Genomic DNA, 23,453 nt, shown 5'->3' with positions numbered 1-23,453 from the left:
AGCAACTTCGAGATTATTGCACTAAACGGTGCAGGTTAATGGAATAGGAATTAAAGGAAAATTGAAATATTTGAAATGGTATATCTTATTCAATTTTTTAGGAGGTACATAATGAAGTTTTATACATTCAATAAAGAAAATGGAAGAGAGATTACAAAATACAATTCAGATTTTATTATGTCTCGTATAATCCAAACCGAAAAGAAAGCTCATTATAGGTTGTATGCATTTAGATGAAAACGGAATCATTGGGTACCATCAAGCAGTTGTACCTCAAATCCTTTTAATTATGAATGGAGAAGGTTATGTTCGTGGGAAGAAAGAAGAATACTTCAAAGCTCAAACAGGGGATGCTGTTTTTGGGGAGAGAAATGAATGGCATGAAACTAAAACAGATGGAGGATTAACACCTATCGTTATTGAAAGCGATGAGTTAAAGCCATCATCTTTCATGCCCATACAGAAATAAATGGTTCTTGAACAGATGGTGCGTGGATTGATGCTTTTTTGTGGAAGTTATTGTACTAACTGGCAGGATAGTTAAATAAAAACTATTGGAAAATTATGAAGAAGGAAAGTTTTTGATGGAGCAATACCTTTTTGTATGTACAAGTAATATGGACATTGGTATGTTCTTTATTTTTGAAGTAGTTATGAGTATCGTTATTCAATTGTTTTATTAAAAACTCAATGGTGAATTGGAATATAATGTTAGTAGTTAAGTGTAGATCTTGAACTGAAGTGGAATTAGTTTGAACTATTTCTAATCAGATAAAGTTTCGGCACCTCGGTAGTGGATGGGGGAGGTTATTCATCAAATCATTTAGTACAGGTCAAGCTATTGAATTGTTGAAATATAAGAATGTGGCGGGACTGTGTGGGAATCGAACCCACCGAGCCTGGCACGCAGGCCCCTCAGGGTTTTGAAGACCCAGGGGGACACCAGTCACCCATCCAGCCCCATATTAAACGCTATATAACACCAAATCTAAGTAACTACCAAAAGGTCTTGACTGAAACTCCCCAGAGGTTCTTTTTCTGCCCCTCAGGTATTCATTTTATGTTAGCTAGGTGGAATCTGTAAACAAAAAAGGACCCTAAGCCTCCTAATTGCCTCAATTAATAATGATATCACCTCGATAATAAGGAATCTGACTTATGTCTTTTTATAATCTCCAGTTTACAATTATCCGAACGGAAATAGACTTTAGGTGACCTATAAGAATCTAAGAAGCAGGGGGGAGGGGGTAATTCAACTCAGTTACAACTTCCGAACGAGAAAGCATAGTAGCTCCCTAGGATATGTAATATCGATTTTTGGGGATTTCTCTATAGAATGTTTACGGTCACATTACCAATATTCAAGTAGAAAACAAATCTAAAAAGTTTCCATTTAACACGATTTGAAATTTAAAGCGTATCCTCAATTGACAAAGCTTACTTTTAATTTTTCAAATACAACATTGGAGCTCTTAGTTTAGTTCCCTTGCTTCAATAACCATCTTTCCATTTTTCCGTCTTTATTTTCTCCAGCATAGAATTTACCATCTTTTATAACAACTAAACATTCATCAGTTAATAACTGTAAATCATTGTTACTATCTTCAAATACAAGCTTCTTGTCTTGTAGCTCTTTCAAAAACACTTTTTCTTCAAGGGCGTATCTTTGAAGCAAATCTTCAAAAATATCGCTTTTGGTATTCATTTTTTCTCCCTGACATAACCATGTAATTAACAAATGTTCCGCTTCATTTAATTCTTGTGGTTCCCATTGAATATAAAAGGGTTCAATTTCTAAATCCTTTGGCAACTCTAAAGATACAAATTCCCAACCTATCTTCTCTTCTTTTTTTAATGGTTTACAACGTAGGTATGCAAAGAGTCCTTCAATCTCTAAATCTTCACCAAAGATATCTGATGTAATACCGTGTCTGTAGCTTAGTCTAGTCCACAACATTTCTAATAAATGAAGTAATGGATTGTGAACAGAACTCACATAGACATCCCAATAACCATTCTTATCTAAAGGAGCTCTATAAGGAATACCATCAAGTTTTATTAGTGAACTATCACGAGTAAAAATTAAGTTCGGAAAACTGTTTGGACCATATCCACGGTTAGGAGCTTCTAAATCATGGGTTATATTCCCCTCTAAAAATTTAGTAAATCCATTCCTAAGACTTTTCATATTACTATATCCGTAAAAACCAAATACTACTCTTAAAGGCATAACAGTCTCCATTAAAAGAGTATGAAACATCATTTGAGTAACAAGGGGGTATTTTGTTAATTCGCTATAGTCAGGAACCTCTTGCCCTAGTGCAGACCTAAATGAATCACGAAATAATCTAAATTCATTTGAGCTCATATCTCTTGGGTCAAAAATCTCGGTCACTCTCTTCATTTTATTATAAGAATCGATTAAGTCAGCCTTATATAAGTTTTTCTTTACTTCGATTACAGCTATAACCTGGGAAATGTCGTAAATCCAACGGTCAGTATTTGGTATTTGGTAACCATCTCCTTCAACAATCATGATATCAACTTCTGCACTTTTATCTTTGTTTTTATTTTTAATTTGTCCAGACACAATTCTTAAATCTAATCCTTCAAAAATTGCTTTATTTAAAAGCTTTTCTGCCGTACCCTCGTACATATCTCCAATGATAGTAGGGTGTTCTAATGAAACTACTTCTTCTTGAAAATTATTAATTATTTCTTCTTCTTTTTTCTTCAAGTCTATGAGCATATCGGAAATTGTAGTTATCATATTAATACCTCCAGAAAAATACTTAATTGTTCTATATTTAACGTATATGACTTACTAAAAATTGTAAATGTTACATAGGAAGATTATTTTTTATATTTAACTTTCTTCAATATTTTCTCAATTTACAGTCACCATAATCAGCAAAGGTACAAGTACTTAAACGTCTTCTATAGTTAATAGAGGGCGTTATTTGTTTTCTGAAAAAAGTGCTCAACATAGATTTATAGGTGCTTATTAAGTTTCAATTTTTATTCAGAATTGAATCCATATGGTCTCATGTCTTTTCCTATCAGTACTAAGCTAGGAGTGCAAAATTCATTACATCAAATCCTAAATATATTACTGAGTGGGGAAGAAGGGCGAGACCAAAGATGGTCAATAGCATAATATTGTGAGTTTCAAGAAGAATATATAGTGTAGCGGTTTTAGCTTCCTCCTACTCCGCTTTACTCTTGGTTCTTTATCATATTAAAGTGCGCAAGATAGTTTGCTTTCGTTGGTTGTAAAGATGGGAAGGGTCCTTTCCCCCTTCCTAAACGTATTTTAAAAATTTATGAAGAGGTGTTAACCATGAGTGTTTTTATCAATATTCAAAAAGAGATAGTTGTTACTGATTACTACGAAAAGTATGGGTTGAAAGTTGTAAAGGGTAGTGATAAGGCTATCTTAAACAGAATACAAGAAGTATATTACCTTAATTTAAAATCCTTTGCCTCAAAAATAAAGCTAGAATTTGACCTACTTATGGAGTTGATTAATTATAGTCCAGGCATAAATGAGTATCTTGCTTATTATCGGGATGAAAACTACAAGTTTATTAGAGTTTTAGAACTAGCAGGAAGGAATGAATTGGTAGGGGGATTGAGAGGGAGAGTTCCCAATCTAGAAGCATTAAGGAAAACTAGGGAGCAAGCTTATAAACTACATAACCAACTAATGGAAAAGGAGTGATGGAAAATGGAAAAAACTAAATAAACAACAGTACATTTAGAAGAGGTACACATTCGCTATCTAGCATTAATGAGTGTAGTAAGCGGAATTAATAAGAGCGGCTATCTTCGTCAGCTACTAGATGAAGACATGGAGAACAATGAAGAACTGGTTAAAAACTATAGGAAATTATTATTTTAAAGTAGTAGTTTGCAAAGTTTCGATGATTAATTCGTAAATATATATTGTACAGAAAAACAGAGAGAATTTTATTAATAGTTATGATGGCATTTAAAAGCTGAGAGTTTTGCCGAAAATAAACTCCAAGGTAAGCTGAACCGAAGCAGAAAATCAGCAGTTACCGATTAAACATTAGCGTATATGTGAGAGATTCAATATACTTGCTCTAGTGTTTAAAGTTTCGGTGATGTGTTGAGTTTAACGCATTCTCAAGTAAATCAAAAACGTGCGGGGTGGAGCGGTCCTTAGTTTCTTGCTAAGTAGCAACCAATGAAGTAATATCGTCAAGGCTCAAATGAGACGATTCTTAAAAAAGTTTTCATTGGTTTTTGAGCTAGGGGGGGAAGTACTTAGTATTTAAGATTAATGATAACGTACTGAAAAATAATCAAAGCCTTCTGTGTAAATGGAAGTAAAAGCTTTGATTCAATCTTTTAAATTCTTTCACGAGTGACCAAGATTGATAAAAAGTAATTACATAATTCGTTTTCCTTAAGCAAGTAATTAAATTATTAGAAACCAACGAGAATAATACCGAGTAATGAAAGTGAATCCTGATTATGGAATCATCCAAAAATGAAACCAGTTAAACTATCAATTTATAGAAAAAAATAGAAAGAATAAACTGTAATCAATTCGTAGTTTGATTATGCTTTAGAGTTGAATTATACTTGGTAATACCGTAAAGTGGCTAACTTCTTGCATATGTTTTTTTGTGTGGAATGCATACATAGGGATGTGTATTTTTTACGGTAAGTTTATTCTAAAAGAATGGAGAATGTTAATGTCGAAGTTAGGCGAGATTTTAAAAGACTCAAATTACAAACTTACACAGTTTAGTGAAGACAAAATAAATTATATTGAAGAGAATTTATATGAAAAAAAAGTTCGGGGGAAGATGGCTCTTTATTTCAATTGTTTAGTAAGAAAGAAAGATGTGAAACTTACACCAGAGGAAATTGTTCGCCAACTTTATATTTTAGTTTTAAATCAAGACTTCCATTATCCGATTGATAAAATGGAAGCAGAATACCTGGTGGATTTTGGAAGAGAAAAGAAGAGAGCAGACATAGTTATTTTTGATAGAGAAAGAACCACCGCACCTTACATTATCGTTGAAGTGAAAAAACCTAAGCTTAAAGATGGGAAAGGTCAATTAAAGTCATACTGTAATGCAACGGGTGCCCCTATAGGAGTATGGAGTAATGGCGATTCTGTTTCTTACTATCACCGGAAGGACCCTAATTATTTTGAAGATTTGCCCGGTATTCCTAGAGCAGACCAAAAGTTATCTGACATTTTAGAAGAACGTTGGACTATAGATGATTTAGTAGCCAGAGATAAACTGGTAAATGAACGAAAATCATTAAAAGATTTAATTTTAGAAATGGAAGATGAAGTTCTAGCAAATGCAGGAGTAGATGTTTTTGAAGAGCTTTTTAAGCTTATTTTCACAAAGCTTTTTGATGAAATGGAAAGCGGGCGGAATAAAAGTAGAAAATTAGAGTTCAGAAATTATGGTGATACAGAAATAGAATTGAAAACAAAGATACAAACGTTATTTGATTATGCTAAAGAGAAATGGGAAGGGGTATTTCCTGAAGATTCGAGAATAATTTTAACTCCATCTCACTTATCTATTTGTATTTCATCACTTCAAGATGTGAAACTATTTAACTCAAACCTTGATGTTATTGACGAAGCTTTTGAATACTTAATAAACAAAAGTAGTAAAGGGGAAAAAGGGCAATACTTCACTCCTCGATATGTGATAGATATGTGCGTTCAAATGCTAAACCCACAAGAAGAAGAAACTATTATTGATACCGCTGCTGGAAGCTGTGGTTTCCCAGTACATTCTATTTTTTATGTTTGGGAACAAATTATGAAAGATGAAGGACTTGATAAAAGTCATTTATTCACTTCAGAAACAAAGCCCTCTCGTTGTGTTGATTATGTAAAAGAAAAAGTGTTTGCCATAGATTTTGATGAAAAAGTAGTTCGTGTAGGTAGAACTTTAAATCTAATTGCCGGAGACGGACAAACCAACGTACTCCATCTAAATACACTTGATTATGAGCGGTGGGATGAAAAAACAGAAGAAGAATCATGGCAAGATATCTATTTTGAAGGTTGGAAAAAGCTAAAGAAACTGCGTGCTAATCGTAATAGTAACAGAGATTTTAAATTCGATATACTAATGGCAAATCCGCCTTTTGCAGGAGATATTAAAGAGAGTAGAATACTTTCTAAGTATGAATTAGGGAAGAAACCAAATCAAAAAGCTCAATCAAAAGTCGGAAGGGACCTTTTGTTTATTGAGAGAAACTTAGATTTCCTCAAACCAGGGGGAAGAATGGCAATTGTCTTACCTCAAGGTAGATTTAATAACAGTAGCGACAAGAGAGTTAGAGAATACCTTGCAGAACGTTGTAGAATTTTAGGAGTAGTGGGTTTACATGGCAACGTGTTCAAGCCACATACAGGAACAAAAACAAGTGTTCTATTGGTTCAAAAATGGGATGACCAACTTTGTCCAAAAGTTGAAGATTATCCAATCTTTTTTGCTACCATGAAAGAAAAAAGCAAAGATAGCAGTGGGGAAAAAATCTTCTTGAAAAAGAGAGATTTACCTGACTATGTAGAATCAGAAGAACAAGACACTTCAGAAGCCATTGACCCTTCCGGTATCTATAATAGTGCTCCGATAAACTTAAATGAATATATATTAGATTCTCATGGTCACTTAATTGTGAAACATGACTTATATAACCATGAAGGGATGACACAAGACGGAATTGCTGAAGCTTTTACTGATTTTGCAAAACGAGAAGGTTTTTCATTTGCGAAATGAAAGCTCCAAAATGAATAATTACTAAACAGAGGGGGGTGCTTGAAATTAATGTTGTTTATAAATCTAATCTCGAAAGAACTTTAAGGATAGATTCTGAGTTCTATAGTAAAGAAAACTACAAAGTATTAGATGTTTTAGATAAATTTGAAACTTTAAAGTTAACAGAAGTGGCAAAAGTATCTGACGGAAATCATATGAGTATAAGTGACAAGTTTACCGATACAGGCATTCCTTATTATAGAGGACAAGATATTCATAATTTCTTTATTGAGCAATCTTCACCAGTTTGTATAGATGAATTAACTTATAAGGTTCCGCAAATGAAACGTTCGCATTTAGTTAAAGGAGATGTTCTACTATCAATAGTAGGAACAATTGGTGGTGTTTCATTAGTAAGTACAGAAGCACCTGCTACATGTAATTGCAAACTAGCAATTTTAAGACCACAAACAGTTGAAGGGTTTTATTTAGCGGTTTTCTTAAAAACTCGTTATGGTCAAAACCAAATTAAAAAGTTTGTGCGTGGAGCGGTTCAAATGGGTTTAATTTTGGAAGATATGGACCAAATTTATGTACCGATTGTAAGCCCGGAGCTTCAGAAGAGAATAAGTAGTTTAATACAACTCGCTTCTGAAAAATTTGAGAACTCAAAAATGCTATATGAAAAAGTTAATGAAAATTTCTTGGCGGAAATTAATCTTGAAAATTTTGTACCAAATGAAAATGGAATCAATGAGAAAAGCTTTCAAGAATCCTTTCTTACATCAGGGCGATTAGATGCGGAATATTACCAACCAAAATTTGACCATTTGATTGAACATATTTATGCACAAAATTACGAAACATTAGACAACTTGGTAACTATCAAAAAATCTATTGAACCAGGTACAGAAAATTACTCTGAGAATAGTGATGGTTTGCCTTTCTTAAGAGTTTCAGACTTTGATAAATTTAGAATCGGTGAGCCTGAAAAAAAACTTACTGAAGAATTTTGTTATGAAAACAAAGAACTTATTGAAAAACTAAAACCTAGTAAAGAGACTATACTATTCACAAAAGATGGAAGTGTAGGAATTGCACACTTACTTCGAGAGAATTTAGATATGATTACATCAGGGGCTGTACTGCACCTCAACATAAAACCTAATCAGCAAGTAATTCCTGAATATTTGAATCTAGTTTTAAATTCACCTATTGTTCAAATGCAGGCAGAAAGGGATGCAGGAGGTTCTATAATATTGCATTGGAGAATAGAAGAGATAAAAAATGTGTTAATCCCTATTGTTGATGTTGCTGCTCAAAAAAATTTAGCTGATATGGCACGAGAAAGTGCTGAGCTAATGAGTCAGGCTGACAAATTAATTGATACAGCAATTAAGGGTGTGGAAATAGCCATTGAAGAAGGAGAAGAATCTGCTTTTCATTACATCGAAGGTAATTCTTAAAAAATTGATAAAGAAAAAAGACTGCTTAAATTAAAGCAGTCTTTTTCTATTAGAATATGGCACTTATTGGAGAAAACTGATTATGTTGGGCCTTTATATCAGTATTAGTCATTTGTATATATTTTCTGACCATAGACATGTCAGTATGTCCAAGTATTTTTTGTAAACTAAAAGGGTCACCGCCATTCATAACATAAAATAATGCTCCAGTATGTCTGAATGTATGCGGAGAAACACGCTTATGTTGGATATTAGCTTTTTTCCCCCATTCTTGAAGGTTTTTTCTAACAGTATTATCAGCTAAAGGTTTCCCTTCGTATGTGACAAACAACATTTCTGAGTGAAAATCAAATGTTTCAGTCATGTATTCATCTAAAATTCTTACAGTTCTTGTTGAGAGCGGAACTAGTCTGGCTTTTTTTGTCTTTGTTCCGCTAGGTTCTAACTGGATAAATCCAGTTTTTAAATCAACATTTTCTCTTTTAATTTGTATCAGTTCCGTACATCGAATCATGGTATCTAGTAATACGTAAATCACTACTAGGTCACGAAATCCTCTGAATGTTGAATCATCAACAGCGCCTATAAGAGCCTTTATTTCATTAGGAGTAAATGACTCTAATGTATCTTCATGCGTTTTCACGGGTTTAAAACGCTCATGTATAGGTTCTTCTATCCATCCCTCTAAGAAGCAATGTCTTACAAAAGCACGCATAGTTCTTATACGGACATTAGCTGTCACAGGAGATAAGTTTTTTTCATGGAGCATATAACCGATAAATCCACGGAATAATTCAAGAGAAAGTTCATCCTTCGGGAGGTCACCGTTTGTGTACTCTAATAAATACCTAAAGTGTTTATGATAGTCTTGAAGGGTGGTGTCAGTAAGTCCCTCCGTTTCCTTGTAACCCATAAACTGTTCGAACATTTGATTTAAAGTAGCAGTATTTCTGTCATTAATTGTCTTTCTCTTTATTGATGTACTTCTAGCGAATTTTCTTACTGTTTTATTTACATTTTCACCCATAACAAAATCCTCCTATTATTTATAATAGAAGGACAAAAAGAGAACATTTTATAGCAATTCCCCCAAGTGGTCACCAATAGAGGTCTGCTATGGTCTGGCTTAAATCAGCCTAGAAACCATTGGGTAGTTAATATATCCCATGTGGTATAATCGTTGATTTGGCGGGACTGTGTGGGAATCGAACCCACCGGAGACGGCACGCGCCTCCCTCAGGGTTTTGAAGACCCAGGGGGACACCAGTCACCCATCCAGCCCCATCGGAAAGTATAACCGGACTTCACATAGTTTATAACGTTTCAATCGGAGAAGCAAGTATGGCGTTTCAGTAGATTTTGCCAACTTACATGGGAATTGGTCTGCTGCCTAATACTATATGGGACACTGTATAGAAAAGAGGTGGAGATATGGGAAGAGATGAACACCATCAATCCAAAGGTAAAAATAAAGCGAAATTGCCGCAAACGCCATCTTATGAAAAAGACCGAGTCGGCGTTGATATGGAAATGTCTAATAACCCGAAAGTACAATTTGGAATAGCTGAAGAAGAAGAGAAATAAAACAGGGAGGGGCAGCCAGCAGGACTAGACGGACTGTCCCTCCTGTTTGATTCTTCTTGCTTGAAACAGGGACGGCCTATGATTAAAGTAGTAGTATCAGTATTGCAGAAAGCAGGTGAGGGGAATGGATGCAGCCTATTATACGATCGGTATGGCCGGGCATATCGACCATGGCAAAACTACATTGACGAAGGCTTTAACCAATGTTGATACCGATCGCTTAAAGGAAGAAAAAGAAAGGAATATTTCCATCGAAGCTGGCTATGCCCCTTTACATACGAATGATGGCACCCACATCTCGATTATAGATGTCCCGGGACATGAGCGGTTCATAAGACAGATGATTGCTGGTGTGGCGGGGATAGACTTAGTTGTATTAGTGGTAGCTGCAGATGAGGGTGTCATGCCGCAGACCCGGGAACATCTGGAAATCTTGCAATTTCTCGGTGTGAAGCGATGTATTGTAGCTGTGACGAAAATTGGCCGTGTTGACGGAGAATTGCAGGAATTGGTTGGAATGGATATCAAGGAAGCGTTATCCGAATCGATATTTGCCGATGCTGAGATGCATTTTGTCGATAGCATTTCCGGAAAAGGCGTCGAGCAGCTGCGGGAGGCAATATTTACCGCTTTGAAGGATGTAGAATTCCGGGATCGGTTTGGCTCTTTTCGGCTGCCGATTGACCAGGTTTTTACTGTGCAAGGACAGGGCACCATTGTTCGGGGCACTATCTATGAAGGAATCGTCCGAAAAGGAACGCAGCTGACCGTACTTCCTTCAGGAAAAAGCGTAAGAGCACGGAATATCCAAGTCCATCATAAAGATATCGAAGAAGCACGGGCAGGCCAGCGGACGGCAGTTAATCTTACCGGAATCGACCGCGCGGAAATGAACAGGGGAGATGTACTGGTAGCCTCTGACCACTTTCTTGTTACGAAGACAATCGATGTTGCTGTCCGCCTGGTTGAGGGAATCCGTTACCCAGTGAAACAACGCACACCGGTAAAACTGCATGTCGGCACATCAGAAGTCATGGGTAAGATTGTCTTTTTTGACCGAAATGAAGTACAGGAGTCCGGGGAAGAGATACTTTGCCAAATCAGGCTGGATAACGAAATAGTTGTCCGGCGTGGGGATAAGTTTATTATCCGGAGGCCGACACCGGCAGAAACCATTGGGGGTGGCTGGGTGATCGATCCTAAAGGAGAAAAATATCGATTCGGCGAAAGTACGGTCGCGATGCTTCAGAAAAAAATGGAAGGCACTCCGGAAGATTTAGTCGTCCATGCGCTCGAGGAGCACATCTTGCTAAATCGCACACAACTAATCCAACTAACTTCTTTGGATGGAGCAGAAGTGGATGAAGTACTAAGGAGTGCGGGAGTATCTGATAGAATTATAGCAACAGACAGTGAAAAATATACGCTTGTCTCGATGGTTAACAAAGCATCCGCCCTGCTTCTCTCCCGATTGGAGGAGATCCATCAGCAGTACCCAATGAGGGCAGGTGTAAATAAAGCAGAATTACGCCAGAATCTGATTACCTATTTTTCCAAATCATTTGTTGAGTTTGTGATTGAAACATTAATAAAGCAGGGGAAATTACGCCAGGACGGCCAATTTATTACTGCAGCAGAATTTCTACCGCACCTGCCGCCTAGGTGGGAAAACCGTTTGCAGGAAATCATCAGCCATTTAAGACAAGATGGATTAGCTGTGAAAAAATGGGAGGAGTATTTCACAGGTGCCCCTGTACCAGAAGATATGGCAGCTGAACTGAAAAATTATTTGCTTCAGAGTGAGCAAGCTTACAAATTAACTGAAGAAATGATTGTGCATCGTTCTTCGATAGAGCATGCAGTCCATCTGTTAAAGGAACAAACCGGGGTAACATTTGATTTAAAAGAAGCTAAAGAGATTTGGAAGGTTTCCCGAAAGTACATGATTCCGCTTTTGGAGCTGTTGGACCAATGGAGGCTGACCGAACGGGAGGATAACAAACGGCGCTGGCAGTAAGCAATCATCAGAAGCTGAATCTTTTGATTCGCTGACGGCATTTTGTACAATAAGATTAACGATAAAAGAAAAAGGGAGGAACCGAAACGTATGAAATATCAAGTAACTATAGAGTTTTGCATGCAGTGAAACTACGCACCTAAAGCCGCAAGTTTTGCGGAACAGTTATTTAATCACTTTCGATCTGCAATCACTTCTTTGGAACTAATCCCAAGTTCTGGCGGGGCATTTGAATTAACTATAAATGGCCGAAAAGTTTACTCGAAACTGGAAACTGGCGAATATCCGGAAGTCGAGGCGATCATTAATGAAATGAAAGCCATCAAGTAAGCAGCATGGCAAGAAGCGATTTTCAGAAGAATCGCTTCTTTTTTATATCTTTGGCAATAGAACAAGAAAATACTTTTGGGAAAATGATACAAGTTAAGGCTATAATGAAGCTAGATAAAGTATTCAGCTTTTAATTGGAGGACGAAAAAATGAAACATTTGCTGCGGGAACTCCCGCCAGTCCATGAATTCCAGAAGAGCAGCAGGTTTCAAAAGGTTGCTGACTTAACTAGAGTACCTGAACAGGAAGTGACCAATACTATCAAGGAAGAATTGGGCGCTTTGCGCAGCCGGTTATTAAACGGAGATAATCCAGTGAAAAACCAGCCTGATTTGTCTTTTATGGATTATGTTTGGCAACAATCGGAATCAAAGCTCGTTCAATTTAGAAAAGAACGGCTGCGGCAAGTTATAAATGGTACAGGTACGGTTTTACACACGAACTTAGGGAGGGCCAGGTTAAGTAAGCAAGCAATCGAGCATGTTGTCCAGTCTGCTGGCAGTTATTCGAATTTGGAATATAACTTAAGCGAAGGGAAGCGCGGTTCCCGGCATGAAATCATCGAGGATCTACTAACAAAGGTAACAGGCGCCGAGGCAGCGATGGTAGTTAATAACAACGCCGCTGCCGTGTATCTAGTGTTAAGGGCACTGGCGAAGGAACGGGAGGTCATCGTATCGAGAGGGCAGCTTGTGGAAATCGGCGGATCTTTTCGTGTGTCATCGATCATGGAAGAAAGCGGGGCCCGGCTTGTTGAAGTAGGCACTACCAATAAAACACATGTGTATGATTATCAGCAGGCCATCACGGAAGATACAGCTATGGTATTGAAGGTACATACGAGCAACTTTAAAACAATTGGCTTTACCCAATCGGTCGAAACGGAAGAATTGGCTGACCTAAAAAAACAGCATAAAAATTTGGTGTTTTATGAAGATCTAGGCAGCGGTTCGTTATATGATTTTAAACGACAGGGCATCGGGGAGGAGCCGTTGGTAAGGGAGGTTATTGACGATGGCGCCGACATCGTGTCTTTCAGTGGTGATAAGCTGCTTGGCGGACCGCAGGCGGGTATTATCGTTGGTAAAAAATATTTGATTGACCGCTTGAAGAAACATCAGCTGGCGCGAGTGCTTCGTATTGATAAAATGACGTTGGCAGGATTAGAAAAAACATTGCAGACATATGCCATGGGGGAAGAAGCAGCGGCCGAGCTGCCTGCCGTTAGGGATATTATCAAAGCTCCTGAAGCGATTAAAATGCAGGCTGCAGCCTTTATGAAAGAATTGCAGCGTTCTCCTGAGCCATTTTCATGCCGATTGGTGGAGACCACATCACAAATCGGCGGTGGCACGATGCCTGATGTGGAGCTGGCAACGTATGCAGCAGCAGTCAGTCATAAACAGCTAACTGCTCAGCAAATAGCGGAAAAACTGCGCCTTGGTACACCTGCAATTGTTGCTAGAATTAAGGATGAACAAGTGCTCATTGACTTTCGAACGGTTTCAGAGGAGGAAACGCCTGCCGTGCTGGATCGTTTCTTCCACTTAGGAACTAGCTGAAACGATTTCTCGTTGAACATTTTTGAGATGTTAAAAATGGTGTCCCCAACCATGTTTTACTGCTGAATCAAAGGGGTAAAGTGAGCACAAACCTGCTATTGAATAAATAAAACGGTTTAATTGAAACAGGAAGCACCGGTTTCTTCTACAGATCCCAGTGCTTTTTGCTTGTTTCTTAACCTGTTAAACATCGTAAAGAAATTGCAGGAATATCGGGTTTTGTATGGAATATGAGATAGATAGCATATTAGCAAAGCAGGTGGAAAAATGACATACATAATAGAATCGATGAATTTACCAGTCGACAATTTTCTTGGAATGTTCCTTTATTTATTATTATTTATGGCTGGAGCTGGCTTGTTAATTGGTCTGCCGTTACATTTTATTCCTAATCGGCTACCGTATGAAGTGAAGAGTGCCTTAGTAGGGATGGCTGTTTTTTTGAGTATGTATTTATGGTGGATATTCATCTTTTGACTTTAATAAAACAGATTGGGAATGAACGCTTATTAGCGTTGTTCCCAATCTGTTTTTAAATAGGAAAAGATAAAAGCATCATGCGATCGACCATTTTGGTACAAATATCCTCGTAGTTTCCCCTCTTTTTCGAACCCGAGCTTTACCAGTAAATGATTTGAAGCATCATTTTGCGGAAATGTTACCGCCCCGATTCTGTATAAGTCCAGTATTTCGTAACTATATGCCAATACTTCATTAATTGCTTCAGAGATATAGCCATTTCTCCAAAAATCCGGATGAAGCTCGTAACCAATTTCGGCTTTCTTGCTGTATGTGCTTAGGTTATTTAAACCGATTGTACCAATGAACTTCCTTGTATCTTTAAGTATAAGTCCCCATCTAATTCCGCGATTGCTCTTAAAGGTCTCGCTGAAGGAACGAATCATCTCCTCCGCTTGGTCCCGATCAGTCAGACGGTTCATTCCATAATACCTGGTGACCTTCTCCCTGGACATGATTTCAAAATAACCGTCGGTATACTCCGAGCCAATTTCAATTAATTTCATCCTATTCGTCTCCAACACAGGAAATGCCATCGCTCTCATCCTTTTGCCATATACTTTTTGGATAGTTATTCCATATCTTATGTTAAACGGCAGTAGATTACAAGCTTTTTCATAGGCTTATATTCCTGAAATGAAAAGACAGCTCCTGGAGTTTTTTAATCGGTTTTAAAAACCTTCCAATGAAGGGGTGTATTTATTTCTTAGTTGTTCCTTCAACATTGTGAACGGTATTTTAAAAACGGGTTCGCCCATCGATCCGGGAGCAATCTCATATTGGGAAAAGGCAATTACTATGCTGCTATCTTCAATGTAAAATAACTGATCTTTGGATATGGATTGAAACGCTAAAGCTCCGGTGAAGGGATTATCCGGTTTAAAATACACCCCCTCTTCAGCAGCCTCCTGGCCTCTGATTTGTTGTTTAATGTTCTCGGAGATCGTTTGCTTATAATTGCTGTTTGGAGAAAATAAATCACCAAGAGTAATATTTTTACTTTCCGCTATGTCAATATTGTAGTATTCTGTAGCTGTTGTGCCGTGGGCCCCACCGGTAAAAGTGTAAGTGGAAACGGTGAAGGAGAGTAATTGTTCGGTATTTTTAACACTGTAATCTATGTTAAGCTCGTATGGACGGAATTTTCTATCCTGTATTTCTGCTTCTTTCTCTGCCTGTTTGGCTGCGGTGATAATAGCGGTCTTAGCTTTCATTGCCTGTTTTTTGATTCTATTATTCAACTTTTTTTCGAATTTTCGCTCGGCTAGCCCATTAATGACAGGGATTTCAAGATCGATTTTTACGAAATCCGTTTTTTCTTTTACCGGCTTGGTACCGATAATAATACTGCCAGGGTGTGCTGGCTCCTCCACAGATTTGATCGAGAGCGCCAAAGGTTGTTGGGAGTTAATTGGGAGTGAGATTGCACCGAAGAAAAATAACAGAGCCAAACACTTCATGTATTGTACCTCCATCGCGTTTTACCTTTAGCATAACCATCTTTTGTATTTGTACCAAGCCCAAGTAATAATTGGAAAAGTGTACATTTTTTTGAACCAATTTAATCATGTGTAACATATATCCACTATATGGGAGGGCTTGCAATCGAATCGATAAGAGAATTACGGAAAAAACAATTTTTTTGGATGAATATAAGTATCATTCTGGCAAGTGGTATCCTTTTTTATTTAATGTCTTATCAGGTTATCCTCAGTCATATTCAACTTGTTGCCGGCTGTTTATTACTATTAAGTGGAATCATGATGCTTTTATCAATTAGAAAAAATCTACACGTATTTAACTGGTCCAGACAGCTGAGAGACTATGAACGGAAACAGCTAGGCACGGAGTGGAAAATTGAAACACGGCTGGCTGGCATCACGAACCTTGTGCTCGGAATGTTATTCTTCTGGCAGTGGAGCAGTATCAGAATCGATTCAACGTATCATGCTGATGCTGATTTTCTGACATTTTATATGCTGCCACTATTAGCTGTATTACTGGTTGCAGCAAATGTTGGTCTTGTTTTGCGTGCGAGAAAAGTAGATAAATCTTCTCAAGGCACATGGAAAAGTTACGCCGGTCGTAATTTTTTTGCAAGAATTATTTTTGGCATTTTGTTAGCTGTATTCATTTTATTTTTAGCCCTTTCCGCCGTGGTTCTCTTTATTTAAGGACTTGAAAAACTGCAGGAAATCGACTGCTGAAGGGAAATTCCGATGCAACTAATCCTTATGGTAATAACCTTTATTATCAGCATAGCTGTATCCATTTTTATCGTTTATAAAAAAAGTAAAGGGTATCAAAACATAGGAATAAAAAGTTATTTAACGCCGGTTTGTTTTTATCTAATGGCTGTTATTAACATGGCAGCAATTTTATTTGAACTTTTAGGAATCATTAGCTGGCTTATCACCATGATATTACTGCTGATGGCTGGATATTTCACAAAATACCTGCCAACTGCTGGGGATAGATAATTCAGCACTGCTGTTTTTTCTTCGATTGGAGTATTGTATGATAGGAGTGAATCTATTTTACTGGAGGATACTATGGAAGATATATTGAAGCTAAAAGGTAAAAATATTGTAATTATGGGAGTTGCGAACGAACGGAGTCTTGCCTGGGGAGTGGCTAAGTCGCTTCATCAAGCTGGGGCAAAACTGACATTTACATACCGGAAGGAACGGTCTCTGCAGAAACTGACCAAGCTGTTAGCTAAATCAGGAATTGCTGCTGAGCATATAGTTGCTTGTGACATCAATGAGGATGAAAGCATTAAGCAAGCTTTTGCCGAAATAAATGATAAGGCAGGGGCGATTTATGGTGTTGTACATTCGATTGCTTTTGCCCATGCAGAGGACTTGAAAGCAGACTTCGTTGATACTTCCCGCAGCGGCTACGCCTTTGCTCAGGATACTAGTGCCTATTCACTGGTCGCCGTGGCAAGAGAAGCGAAACCCTTTATGGCAGAGGGCGGTTCGATTATCACGATGACCGCTCTTGGTGGCGAGCGAGTGCTCGATGGCTATAAAGTCATGGGGATCGCCAAAGCATCGCTAGAGGCATCCGTAAAGTATCTTGCACTCGATTTAGGTGCAGACAATATCCGCGTTAATGCCATTTCCGCTGGGCCGATTCGGACATTGGCGGCCAAGGGGATACCGTCATTCAATCAAATGCTCCATGACATAGAAACAAGAGCTCCGTTAAAAAGAAATGTGACCCAGGAAGAAGTCGGAGATATGTCAATGATAATGCTAAGTCCTGTGTCCAGGGGAGTGACAGGTGAAATCGTCCATGTTGACTCAGGTTATAATATAATGGCATAGTTGCCGGCTTAAAACAGCGTCTTTTCAGGTGAGAGGACAAGCAATTGCTTGTATCCGCAACCCTTGAAAGGCGTTTTTTTATTGGCTTCAAACGAACTGTTCTCCTATAGCCGGATGTAGAAGAATTTTTTCAGACATTTTCTCAAATTTTTATTCCTTCCCTAAAAACAATAAAAGTGATTGAAAGCTGTGTAAAACGATGAAGATGCTATGTAAAAAAATACCTTTTTTGCCGGAAAGGCAGCCGGGCTCCCTATAGCCGGCTATCAGACCAGCAATGAATGTTTTAAGCTAATCTGCAAATATTAATGAGGCCACAGCTTAAAATAATGGAGGTTATTAAATGAAAAAAACATTATTAACCGTAGCTGCAGCTGTTCTGGCAGGCGGATTATCTGGATGCAATACGGATAACCAGGAAGCCCAAAACAATAGCGATACAATGAATTACCGCGAAGTAGGCTTTAATGGGAACAACCCGCAAACCAATGAAGACGCCAATAATGAAGAAGGCAGGTTTCAGATCTCCTTGAACCCCGGCCGCCAGAGCCAATACCCGAATTATCGGGACAGTCCTTTTCAAAGAGGAGCAGATCAGGACACCCAACAGGATTTCCGACAGAATAACCAGCAAAACAATCAGCAAAACAATCAGCAAAACAATCAACAAAACAACCAGCAGCAGACAGAACAAGGTACGGGAAATCAGGAAATCGGTGACATTCAACAGGAAGTAATCCGACTGACAAATATTGAAAGAAGGAATAATGGCCTGGGTGAATTACAGGGGGATGCAGAGCTTTCTGAGGTAGCACAAGCGAAATCGGAGGATATGGCGGAAAATAATTATTTTTCCCACACTTCTCCAACCTATGGTTCTCCTTTTGATATGATGCAGCAGTTCGGTGTAGATTATCAATCGGCAGCGGAAAATATCGCCTCTGGACAGCAGTCAGCAGAGGCTGTGGTGGAAGGCTGGATGAATAGTTCCGGCCACAGAAAAAACATTTTAAATGAAAATCTTACCCATATTGGGGTAGGTTTTGAGTCTGACGGCAATTACTGGACTCAGATGTTTATCCAAAAGTAAAAGAGGGCGGTCCATCTTATGTGAAGGTGGACCGTCCTTTTATAAGGCAGGATTTAAAATGATTAGTTCTTCTTTCATTTCTGATTTTACTTCTTCCTTTATTGCCTGCATATCATCCGGCGCAGATCCCTCTTTTCCAAAATTGTATGTATTGGCAATCATCATTAAAGTTCCTCACTAGAAAAATATGTAATTTACTATTTCATTTTTATACGCCAAGGTTTATCATAAAAACGTATCACGTTATTCAGGAATAAGTAAAAGCTACATGAAGCTCCCCGAGGATTATTGCTAATAGTAATTGGGTATATCACTAGAGGGTTACTTAAGCTGTAATTACTGATACAATCAATCACCACATAACGGAGGAAACATAATGAAGGCTTGTTATCTATCCATATTAATTCCATCCTATAATGAATCATATAACATCCCGTTAATTTATCAGGCTTTAAAAGAACAATTAGCCAAAATGGATCATGAAATCCTTTTTATCGATGATGGGAGCGAAGATGATACTTTTAAACAAATTCACCAATTAGCTGCTGCGCATGAGGAGGTAAAGTACGTTTCCTTCACAAGGAATTTCGGGAAGGAGGCCGCTTTACTCGCCGGATTAAGGCATGCCAGGGGAGACGCTGTTATTATCATGGATGCAGACTTGCAACATCCTACATATCTAGTCAGTGAGTTGCTGGAAGGGTATCAGGAAGGGTATGACCAAGTTGTGGCCAAGCGAGACCGCAACGGCGACTCGAAAGTAAGATCGTTGTTAACAAAGATTTACTATAAAATAATTGATCAGGTGGTAGATGTTAAATTAAAAGATGGCGAAGGTGATTTCCGCCTGTTAAGCAGAAAAGCAGTTGAAGCTGTGCTGGAACTTTCCGAAGGGAACCGGTTTTCGAAAGGGTTGTTTTCCTGGATTGGCTTTGAACAAAAAACGGTTTACTATTCCAATAAAGTCCGGGACAATGGAGATTCGAAGTGGTCTTATAAAAAACTGATAAATTATGGGATTGAGGGAATCGTTTCATTCAACCAAAAGCCGCTGAGGGTCTGTTTGTACGGCGGATTGATAATCATGTGCCTCGCTTTATTGTACATACTAGTGATGCTCGTCCAAATCATCCGTACAGGGGTAGATGTACCAGGCTATTTTTCCATCATATCATCTGTTTTATTTTTGGGCGGTGTTCAACTGGTCAGCCTCGGGATAATCGGTGAATATGTAGGTAGAATTTATGCGGAAACGAAGCGAAGGCCGCATTACCTGATAAGAGAAACAAACATGGACAGGGATCTTTAATGAAGCGGCTCAATAACGAATTCATCCGCTTTGTGATTGTGGGCGGGGTCAATACAGTTAATTATTATCTAGTCTACCTACTTTGCTACAATATTTTCAACTGGCACTATCTGGTTTCTCATATAATTGGCTTTATGATCAGCCTGATAATTTCCTTTTTCTTAAATGTTTATTTTACTTACAAGGTCAAGCCGACAATTTCTAAATTTCTGCAGTTTCCATTGACACAGCTGGTCAATATGTCGGTTTCTTCTGGTTTCGTCTATATGTTTGTCGATGTACTCCATTGGAATGGAAATGTAGCTCCGATAGCTGCAGTGTTTTTAACTGTTCCAATTACTTTTCTAGTTACGAGCAAAATTTTAAAGAAGTAATGGTGGCTGTTATGAAAAACAATCAATCAATGTGGAAACTGATCTTGATAAGTTTCCTTTTTGCAGTCCTTGCCCATGGATTCTTTTTGTATCAATGGTGGCAGGGAGTATATATGGCAGGCCCTAATGATGGTCTGTCGCAAATGCTTCCATTTCGAAGCATGCTTTATGACCAATTGACGAAAGGGAATCTTTTCTATTCCTATATATACGGTTTGGGTGGAAGTACCTTCACTCAACTTGCTTATTATTATGGAATAAATGTTTATTTCTTTATGAACGTGTTAGTCGTTTATGTGCTTGAATTATTGGCGATCATCCCAAAGCCTGATGTGTTGTTTTGGGCCCAGGCAGCTATTTTTATTAGTATTGTACGGCTGACGCTGATTTTAGTAATAACGACGCTAACATTCCGTTATATGAAATTAACTAGCTATTATGCTTTTATTGGCGCGGTATTATACGGCTCATCTGTGATGTATTTTCGCCATGTTACTTATTGGGAATTTTTTGGGGATGCGTTTCTGTGGCTTCCGTTATTAGTCCTCGGTACCGAAAAAATAATGAGAGAGCAAAGGCCTGGCTGGTTTATTGCTGCTGTGGCGATTGCCTTAATCGATAATTTTTATTTTGCTTTTATCAGCTTTTGCTTTATCGCAATTTACATAGTATTACGATGGTTCCTGCCCCTTGTGGAAACAGAGGCTGCCAAGGTCACTCAATTAAAGATATTTGCCGCTGCTGGCTTGTTAGGTTTCGGCATCGGTTCGATAGGATTTATTCCGTCTGTCTGGGGCTTGTTCCATAACCACAGGCCGGCTTATGACCAGTATGTACCATTGCTGGATGCAACAAGTAATATTTTGTATAACAGCCGCCTGTTTATCATACCGGCGATTTTCGTTTTGCTGTTATTTGTTTTTTCATTTTATAAAGATCGCTTATTCCGGCTATTTGCATTACTCGCTGTATTGTTCAGTATTTTGCATTTTGTGCCGCTTGCAGCCAGTTTCTTTAATGGCATGTCTGCACCCCAGCATCGATTTGAGTATTTAGGTTTTTTTGCTATTGGCGGAACGGTTGCAGCTGGCTTGCAGCAATTTCGAAAAACGGATATCCGTGAACTGCTGCCAGCAGCAGTTTTGACGTTTTATTGCTATGCTGCATTTTACTTGCTTGATCCGAAAGTCGATTTCCATAAGCCTTTGCCATTATTGATGATAGCTGGGGCAGGTGTAATAATTTTCGCAGCCTTAGCGTCTGTAACAATTAGCCGGAAAACGGGCTTTACCTGTTTAGTACTTGGTGTATTAGTCTCCCATTTACTATTAGTCAATCAATTCCAGCATGATAAATTGTTTCTGGCGGGGGATGTTAATACTACGACAAAGGAATACATCTTGAGTGAAAATTATTATTCCCAAGAGCAGCGCAGCTTGATTAATGAGGTGCTAGAGGAAGATGACAGTACATTGGCGAGGCTCGAATGGAAAACGGACGGCAGGAACAATACACCGATTATTCAGGAATTTCCTGGTTTAAGTGTGTATTCGAGCATTTTGAATGAAGAGCTCTTGTTTTTTTATTATCATGATTTGGAAATTGACATGAAACGGGAGAGCGTCAGCCGTTATTCCGGTTTTGGAGATCGGGCCAACCTGCATAGCATACTTGGCGGAAAATATATTATGTATGAGAAACAGAAAGAAAAAAACATCCCTTATGGATTTGAGCGTTTTATGGATAACGAAAATTACGTTGTCTATCGAAACAACAACTCCCTTCCTTTTGTCCGAACCGCCAGTTTGGTTTATTCTGAAGAATATTTGGAAGGCAAGACCGTATTAGGACGAGAGCATGCCATGCTTCAAGGTATTATTTTGAAGGAGCCTTCAGAACAAAGCGCTGGCATTCATCCGGTGAAAAATCTGCTTGATGAAGCAGAAATAAAACCAGTCAATGCGAGCTACCAAGCTAACCAGCTTGAGGTAACTGGAAAAAGCGGCGGTTTAGATATCAAACCGCGAAATCCACAAGCTCCTGTGAAAGATTACTATTTGTCGTTTTATTTGAAAAACAATGATAAGCATGCGCCGCTTTTTCCGCTCCATGTAAACGACTTTCGAACGAGCAGAAAGTCGCGGGAATCAATTTACAGGACAAATGTAAATCAAATTACCATCCGGGTACCAGAAAATGAAGTCATATCCTTAAGGGTTCCTGAAGGCAGCTATACGTTAAAAAATATCGACTTGTATGCAGAAGACTACCAACTGCTGGAACAGGCGGCGTCCAAGGATCAACCGCAAGCTGACACAGATATCAACGGTAATAAGATTTCCATCCATTTGAATAATATGAAAAATGACCATTATTTGACTATCCCTGTTCCTTACGAGAAGGGGTGGCGGGTATATGTGAATGGTGAGAGACGGTCGGTAGAAAAAGCAAATTATGCGTTTCTGGGCACATCGATTGAGCCAGGAAAAAATGACATAACTTTTGTCTATTATCCGCCTTATATACGGACAACAGCCATAATTGCACTATTATCGGCAGCTTTGGCTTTTGTTTGGCTGTTCCGCAGAAAAATAAAAAAATAAACAAAGCAGGGAAGGCTGCTGTGCCGGCTTATCCCTGCTTTGTTTTATTTAATGTAATTTCGCCAGAGCACAGCTAGCATGATAATCATGATAATATCCAGCCGGGCATCAAAGGCGAATTGGAAAAACCCTGAATGTAAGGCAGGGACTTTTGTTAATAATAAAGCGCCTATCATAATAACCAGCAAGGGAATTGCTGCTCTTTTAACATAAAATTGGAATAGGATAAAACCGCCGCAAATAATTTCCGTCAATGCAATCAGCAATACAGCTGTTGCAGGGCTTGGAAAGCCAATTTGGGCAAACACAGTGGTAAAACCAGGGTCAAGCAATTTAAGCAGCCCGGATATGATAAACACGTAGGCAACACCGTAGCGGATCAGTTGAAGAGAATGGACAGTCATTCGCATATGAACCCTCCTATCATTGCAACTTATTTTTATTACCATATGCCATATGGGGGACAGCCTATGACATGCTTTCCGCATTTCTAA

The 23,453-nt window shown here is 38.4% G+C and carries 20 protein-coding genes, 2 tRNA genes and 2 pseudogenes; 16 read left to right on the top strand and 8 right to left on the bottom strand.

Translation table 11 applies throughout. The annotated features are described in order from the left end of the window. The first annotated feature begins 111 nt into the window (after positions 1–111). A pseudogene (locus BLR93_RS03435) lies at positions 112–469 on the top strand (cupin). 396 nt (positions 470–865) lie between these two features. Here BLR93_RS03435 and BLR93_RS17880 read toward each other — a convergent pair. Beyond that, positions 866–962, bottom strand: a tRNA-Sec gene (locus BLR93_RS17880). A 515-nt stretch (positions 963–1,477) separates the two neighbouring features. Then, positions 1,478–2,770 carry a DUF6602 domain-containing protein gene (locus tag BLR93_RS03430; RefSeq protein WP_093211233.1) on the bottom strand — a complete coding sequence of 431 codons (1,293 nt, stop codon included), beginning with the start codon at positions 2,768–2,770 and terminating at the stop codon, positions 1,478–1,480. 570 nt (positions 2,771–3,340) lie between these two features. Between BLR93_RS03430 and BLR93_RS03425 the strand changes: the two genes are divergently transcribed. The 3 genes from BLR93_RS03425 to BLR93_RS03415 all read left to right on the top strand — a co-directional run bounded on the left by BLR93_RS03425 (position 3,341) and on the right by BLR93_RS03415 (position 8,239). Continuing rightward, positions 3,341–3,721, top strand: coding sequence for a hypothetical protein (locus tag BLR93_RS03425; protein ID WP_093211231.1), 381 nt, complete (start codon positions 3,341–3,343; stop codon positions 3,719–3,721). 1,003 nt (positions 3,722–4,724) lie between these two features. Further along, positions 4,725–6,794, top strand: coding sequence for an N-6 DNA methylase (locus BLR93_RS03420; protein ID WP_093211229.1), 2,070 nt, complete (start codon positions 4,725–4,727; stop codon positions 6,792–6,794). Positions 6,795–6,829: 35 nt separating this feature from the next. Further along, positions 6,830–8,239, top strand: coding sequence for a restriction endonuclease subunit S (locus BLR93_RS03415; RefSeq protein WP_139184382.1), 1,410 nt, complete (start codon positions 6,830–6,832; stop codon positions 8,237–8,239). Between the two features lie 49 nt (positions 8,240–8,288). Here the strand turns inward: BLR93_RS03415 and BLR93_RS03410 are convergent, their stop codons facing one another. Together BLR93_RS03410 and BLR93_RS17875 are read right to left on the bottom strand one after the other, a co-directional pair. Beyond that, a complete protein-coding gene (locus tag BLR93_RS03410) occupies positions 8,289–9,266 on the bottom strand; it encodes a tyrosine-type recombinase/integrase (protein ID WP_093211225.1) in 978 nt (325 codons plus the stop codon). 159 nt (positions 9,267–9,425) lie between these two features. Further along, positions 9,426–9,522: transfer RNA gene (locus BLR93_RS17875), tRNA-Sec, on the bottom strand. A 148-nt stretch (positions 9,523–9,670) separates the two neighbouring features. On the opposite strand from BLR93_RS17875, the gene BLR93_RS17690 reads away from it, so the two are divergent. The 5 genes and pseudogenes from BLR93_RS17690 (at position 9,671) to BLR93_RS03390 (ending at position 14,209) form a co-directional block, all read left to right on the top strand. Next, positions 9,671–9,823: a YfhD family protein gene (locus BLR93_RS17690; protein WP_139184381.1), complete on the top strand. Its 153-nt coding sequence runs from the start codon at positions 9,671–9,673 to the stop codon at positions 9,821–9,823. Positions 9,824–9,947: 124 nt separating this feature from the next. Continuing rightward, entirely contained in the window at positions 9,948–11,840 is a 1,893-nt protein-coding gene (gene selB, locus BLR93_RS03405) for a selenocysteine-specific translation elongation factor (protein ID WP_093211223.1), read from the top strand. Positions 11,841–11,981: 141 nt separating this feature from the next. After that, positions 11,982–12,170 (top strand): annotated as a pseudogene (locus BLR93_RS18440) (Rdx family protein); the annotation flags it as partial. Between the two features lie 149 nt (positions 12,171–12,319). Continuing rightward, complete coding sequence (gene selA, locus BLR93_RS03395; RefSeq protein ID WP_093211219.1) at positions 12,320–13,732, top strand: L-seryl-tRNA(Sec) selenium transferase; 1,413 nt, start codon at positions 12,320–12,322, stop codon at positions 13,730–13,732. Between the two features lie 267 nt (positions 13,733–13,999). After that, positions 14,000–14,209 carry a hypothetical protein gene (locus BLR93_RS03390; protein WP_093211217.1) on the top strand — a complete coding sequence of 70 codons (210 nt, stop codon included), beginning with the start codon at positions 14,000–14,002 and terminating at the stop codon, positions 14,207–14,209. Positions 14,210–14,241: 32 nt separating this feature from the next. Here BLR93_RS03390 and BLR93_RS03385 read toward each other — a convergent pair whose 3' ends face one another. Further along, positions 14,242–14,787, bottom strand: coding sequence for a GNAT family N-acetyltransferase (locus tag BLR93_RS03385; RefSeq protein WP_093211215.1), 546 nt, complete (start codon positions 14,785–14,787; stop codon positions 14,242–14,244). A 135-nt stretch (positions 14,788–14,922) separates the two neighbouring features. After that, complete coding sequence (locus tag BLR93_RS03380; protein WP_175559222.1) at positions 14,923–15,711, bottom strand: DUF3298 and DUF4163 domain-containing protein; 789 nt, start codon at positions 15,709–15,711, stop codon at positions 14,923–14,925. A gap of 303 nt (positions 15,712–16,014) precedes the next feature. Here BLR93_RS03380 and BLR93_RS03375 point away from each other — a divergent pair, with 303 nt between their 5' ends. The 4 genes from BLR93_RS03375 (at position 16,015) to BLR93_RS03360 (ending at position 18,673) form a co-directional block, all read left to right on the top strand. After that, entirely contained in the window at positions 16,015–16,425 is a 411-nt protein-coding gene (locus BLR93_RS03375) for a hypothetical protein (protein ID WP_139184380.1), read from the top strand. 45 nt (positions 16,426–16,470) lie between these two features. Further along, the gene (locus BLR93_RS03370; RefSeq protein ID WP_093211209.1) at positions 16,471–16,731 is read left to right on the top strand and encodes a hypothetical protein; all 261 of its coding nucleotides are present in this window, start codon (positions 16,471–16,473) and stop codon (positions 16,729–16,731) included. 72 nt (positions 16,732–16,803) lie between these two features. Further along, complete coding sequence (gene fabI, locus BLR93_RS03365) at positions 16,804–17,583, top strand: enoyl-ACP reductase FabI (protein WP_093211207.1); 780 nt, start codon at positions 16,804–16,806, stop codon at positions 17,581–17,583. 343 nt (positions 17,584–17,926) lie between these two features. Then, entirely contained in the window at positions 17,927–18,673 is a 747-nt protein-coding gene (locus tag BLR93_RS03360; RefSeq protein ID WP_093211205.1) for a CAP domain-containing protein, read from the top strand. 39 nt (positions 18,674–18,712) lie between these two features. On the opposite strand, the gene BLR93_RS18340 is transcribed toward BLR93_RS03360, so the two are convergent. Beyond that, positions 18,713–18,835, bottom strand: coding sequence for a hypothetical protein (locus BLR93_RS18340; protein WP_281241670.1), 123 nt, complete (start codon positions 18,833–18,835; stop codon positions 18,713–18,715). 214 nt (positions 18,836–19,049) lie between these two features. Here BLR93_RS18340 and BLR93_RS03355 point away from each other — a divergent pair, with 214 nt between their 5' ends. The 3 genes from BLR93_RS03355 to BLR93_RS03345 are packed head-to-tail and all read left to right on the top strand — an operon-like array spanning position 19,050 to position 22,959. Beyond that, complete coding sequence (locus tag BLR93_RS03355; protein ID WP_093211203.1) at positions 19,050–19,982, top strand: glycosyltransferase family 2 protein; 933 nt, start codon at positions 19,050–19,052, stop codon at positions 19,980–19,982. Further along, positions 19,982–20,356: a GtrA family protein gene (locus BLR93_RS03350; protein ID WP_093211201.1), complete on the top strand. Its 375-nt coding sequence runs from the start codon at positions 19,982–19,984 to the stop codon at positions 20,354–20,356. Before BLR93_RS03355 ends, BLR93_RS03350 begins: the two co-directional genes overlap by 1 nt. 11 nt (positions 20,357–20,367) lie before the next feature. After that, positions 20,368–22,959 (top strand): YfhO family protein, encoded by a 2,592-nt coding sequence (locus tag BLR93_RS03345; protein ID WP_093211199.1) that lies wholly within the window; start codon positions 20,368–20,370, stop codon positions 22,957–22,959. A 44-nt stretch (positions 22,960–23,003) separates the two neighbouring features. On the opposite strand, the gene BLR93_RS03340 is transcribed toward BLR93_RS03345, so the two are convergent. Next, complete coding sequence (locus tag BLR93_RS03340; protein ID WP_093211197.1) at positions 23,004–23,369, bottom strand: DoxX family protein; 366 nt, start codon at positions 23,367–23,369, stop codon at positions 23,004–23,006. Positions 23,370–23,453: the final 84 nt, after the last annotated feature.

The sequence above is a fragment of the Sediminibacillus albus genome, assembly GCF_900101125.1.
Classification (GTDB): Bacteria; Bacillota; Bacilli; order Bacillales; family Amphibacillaceae; genus Sediminibacillus; species Sediminibacillus albus.
Note: the sequence above shows the minus strand (reverse complement) of the source record. Positions and strands in the feature narration are given on the sequence as shown.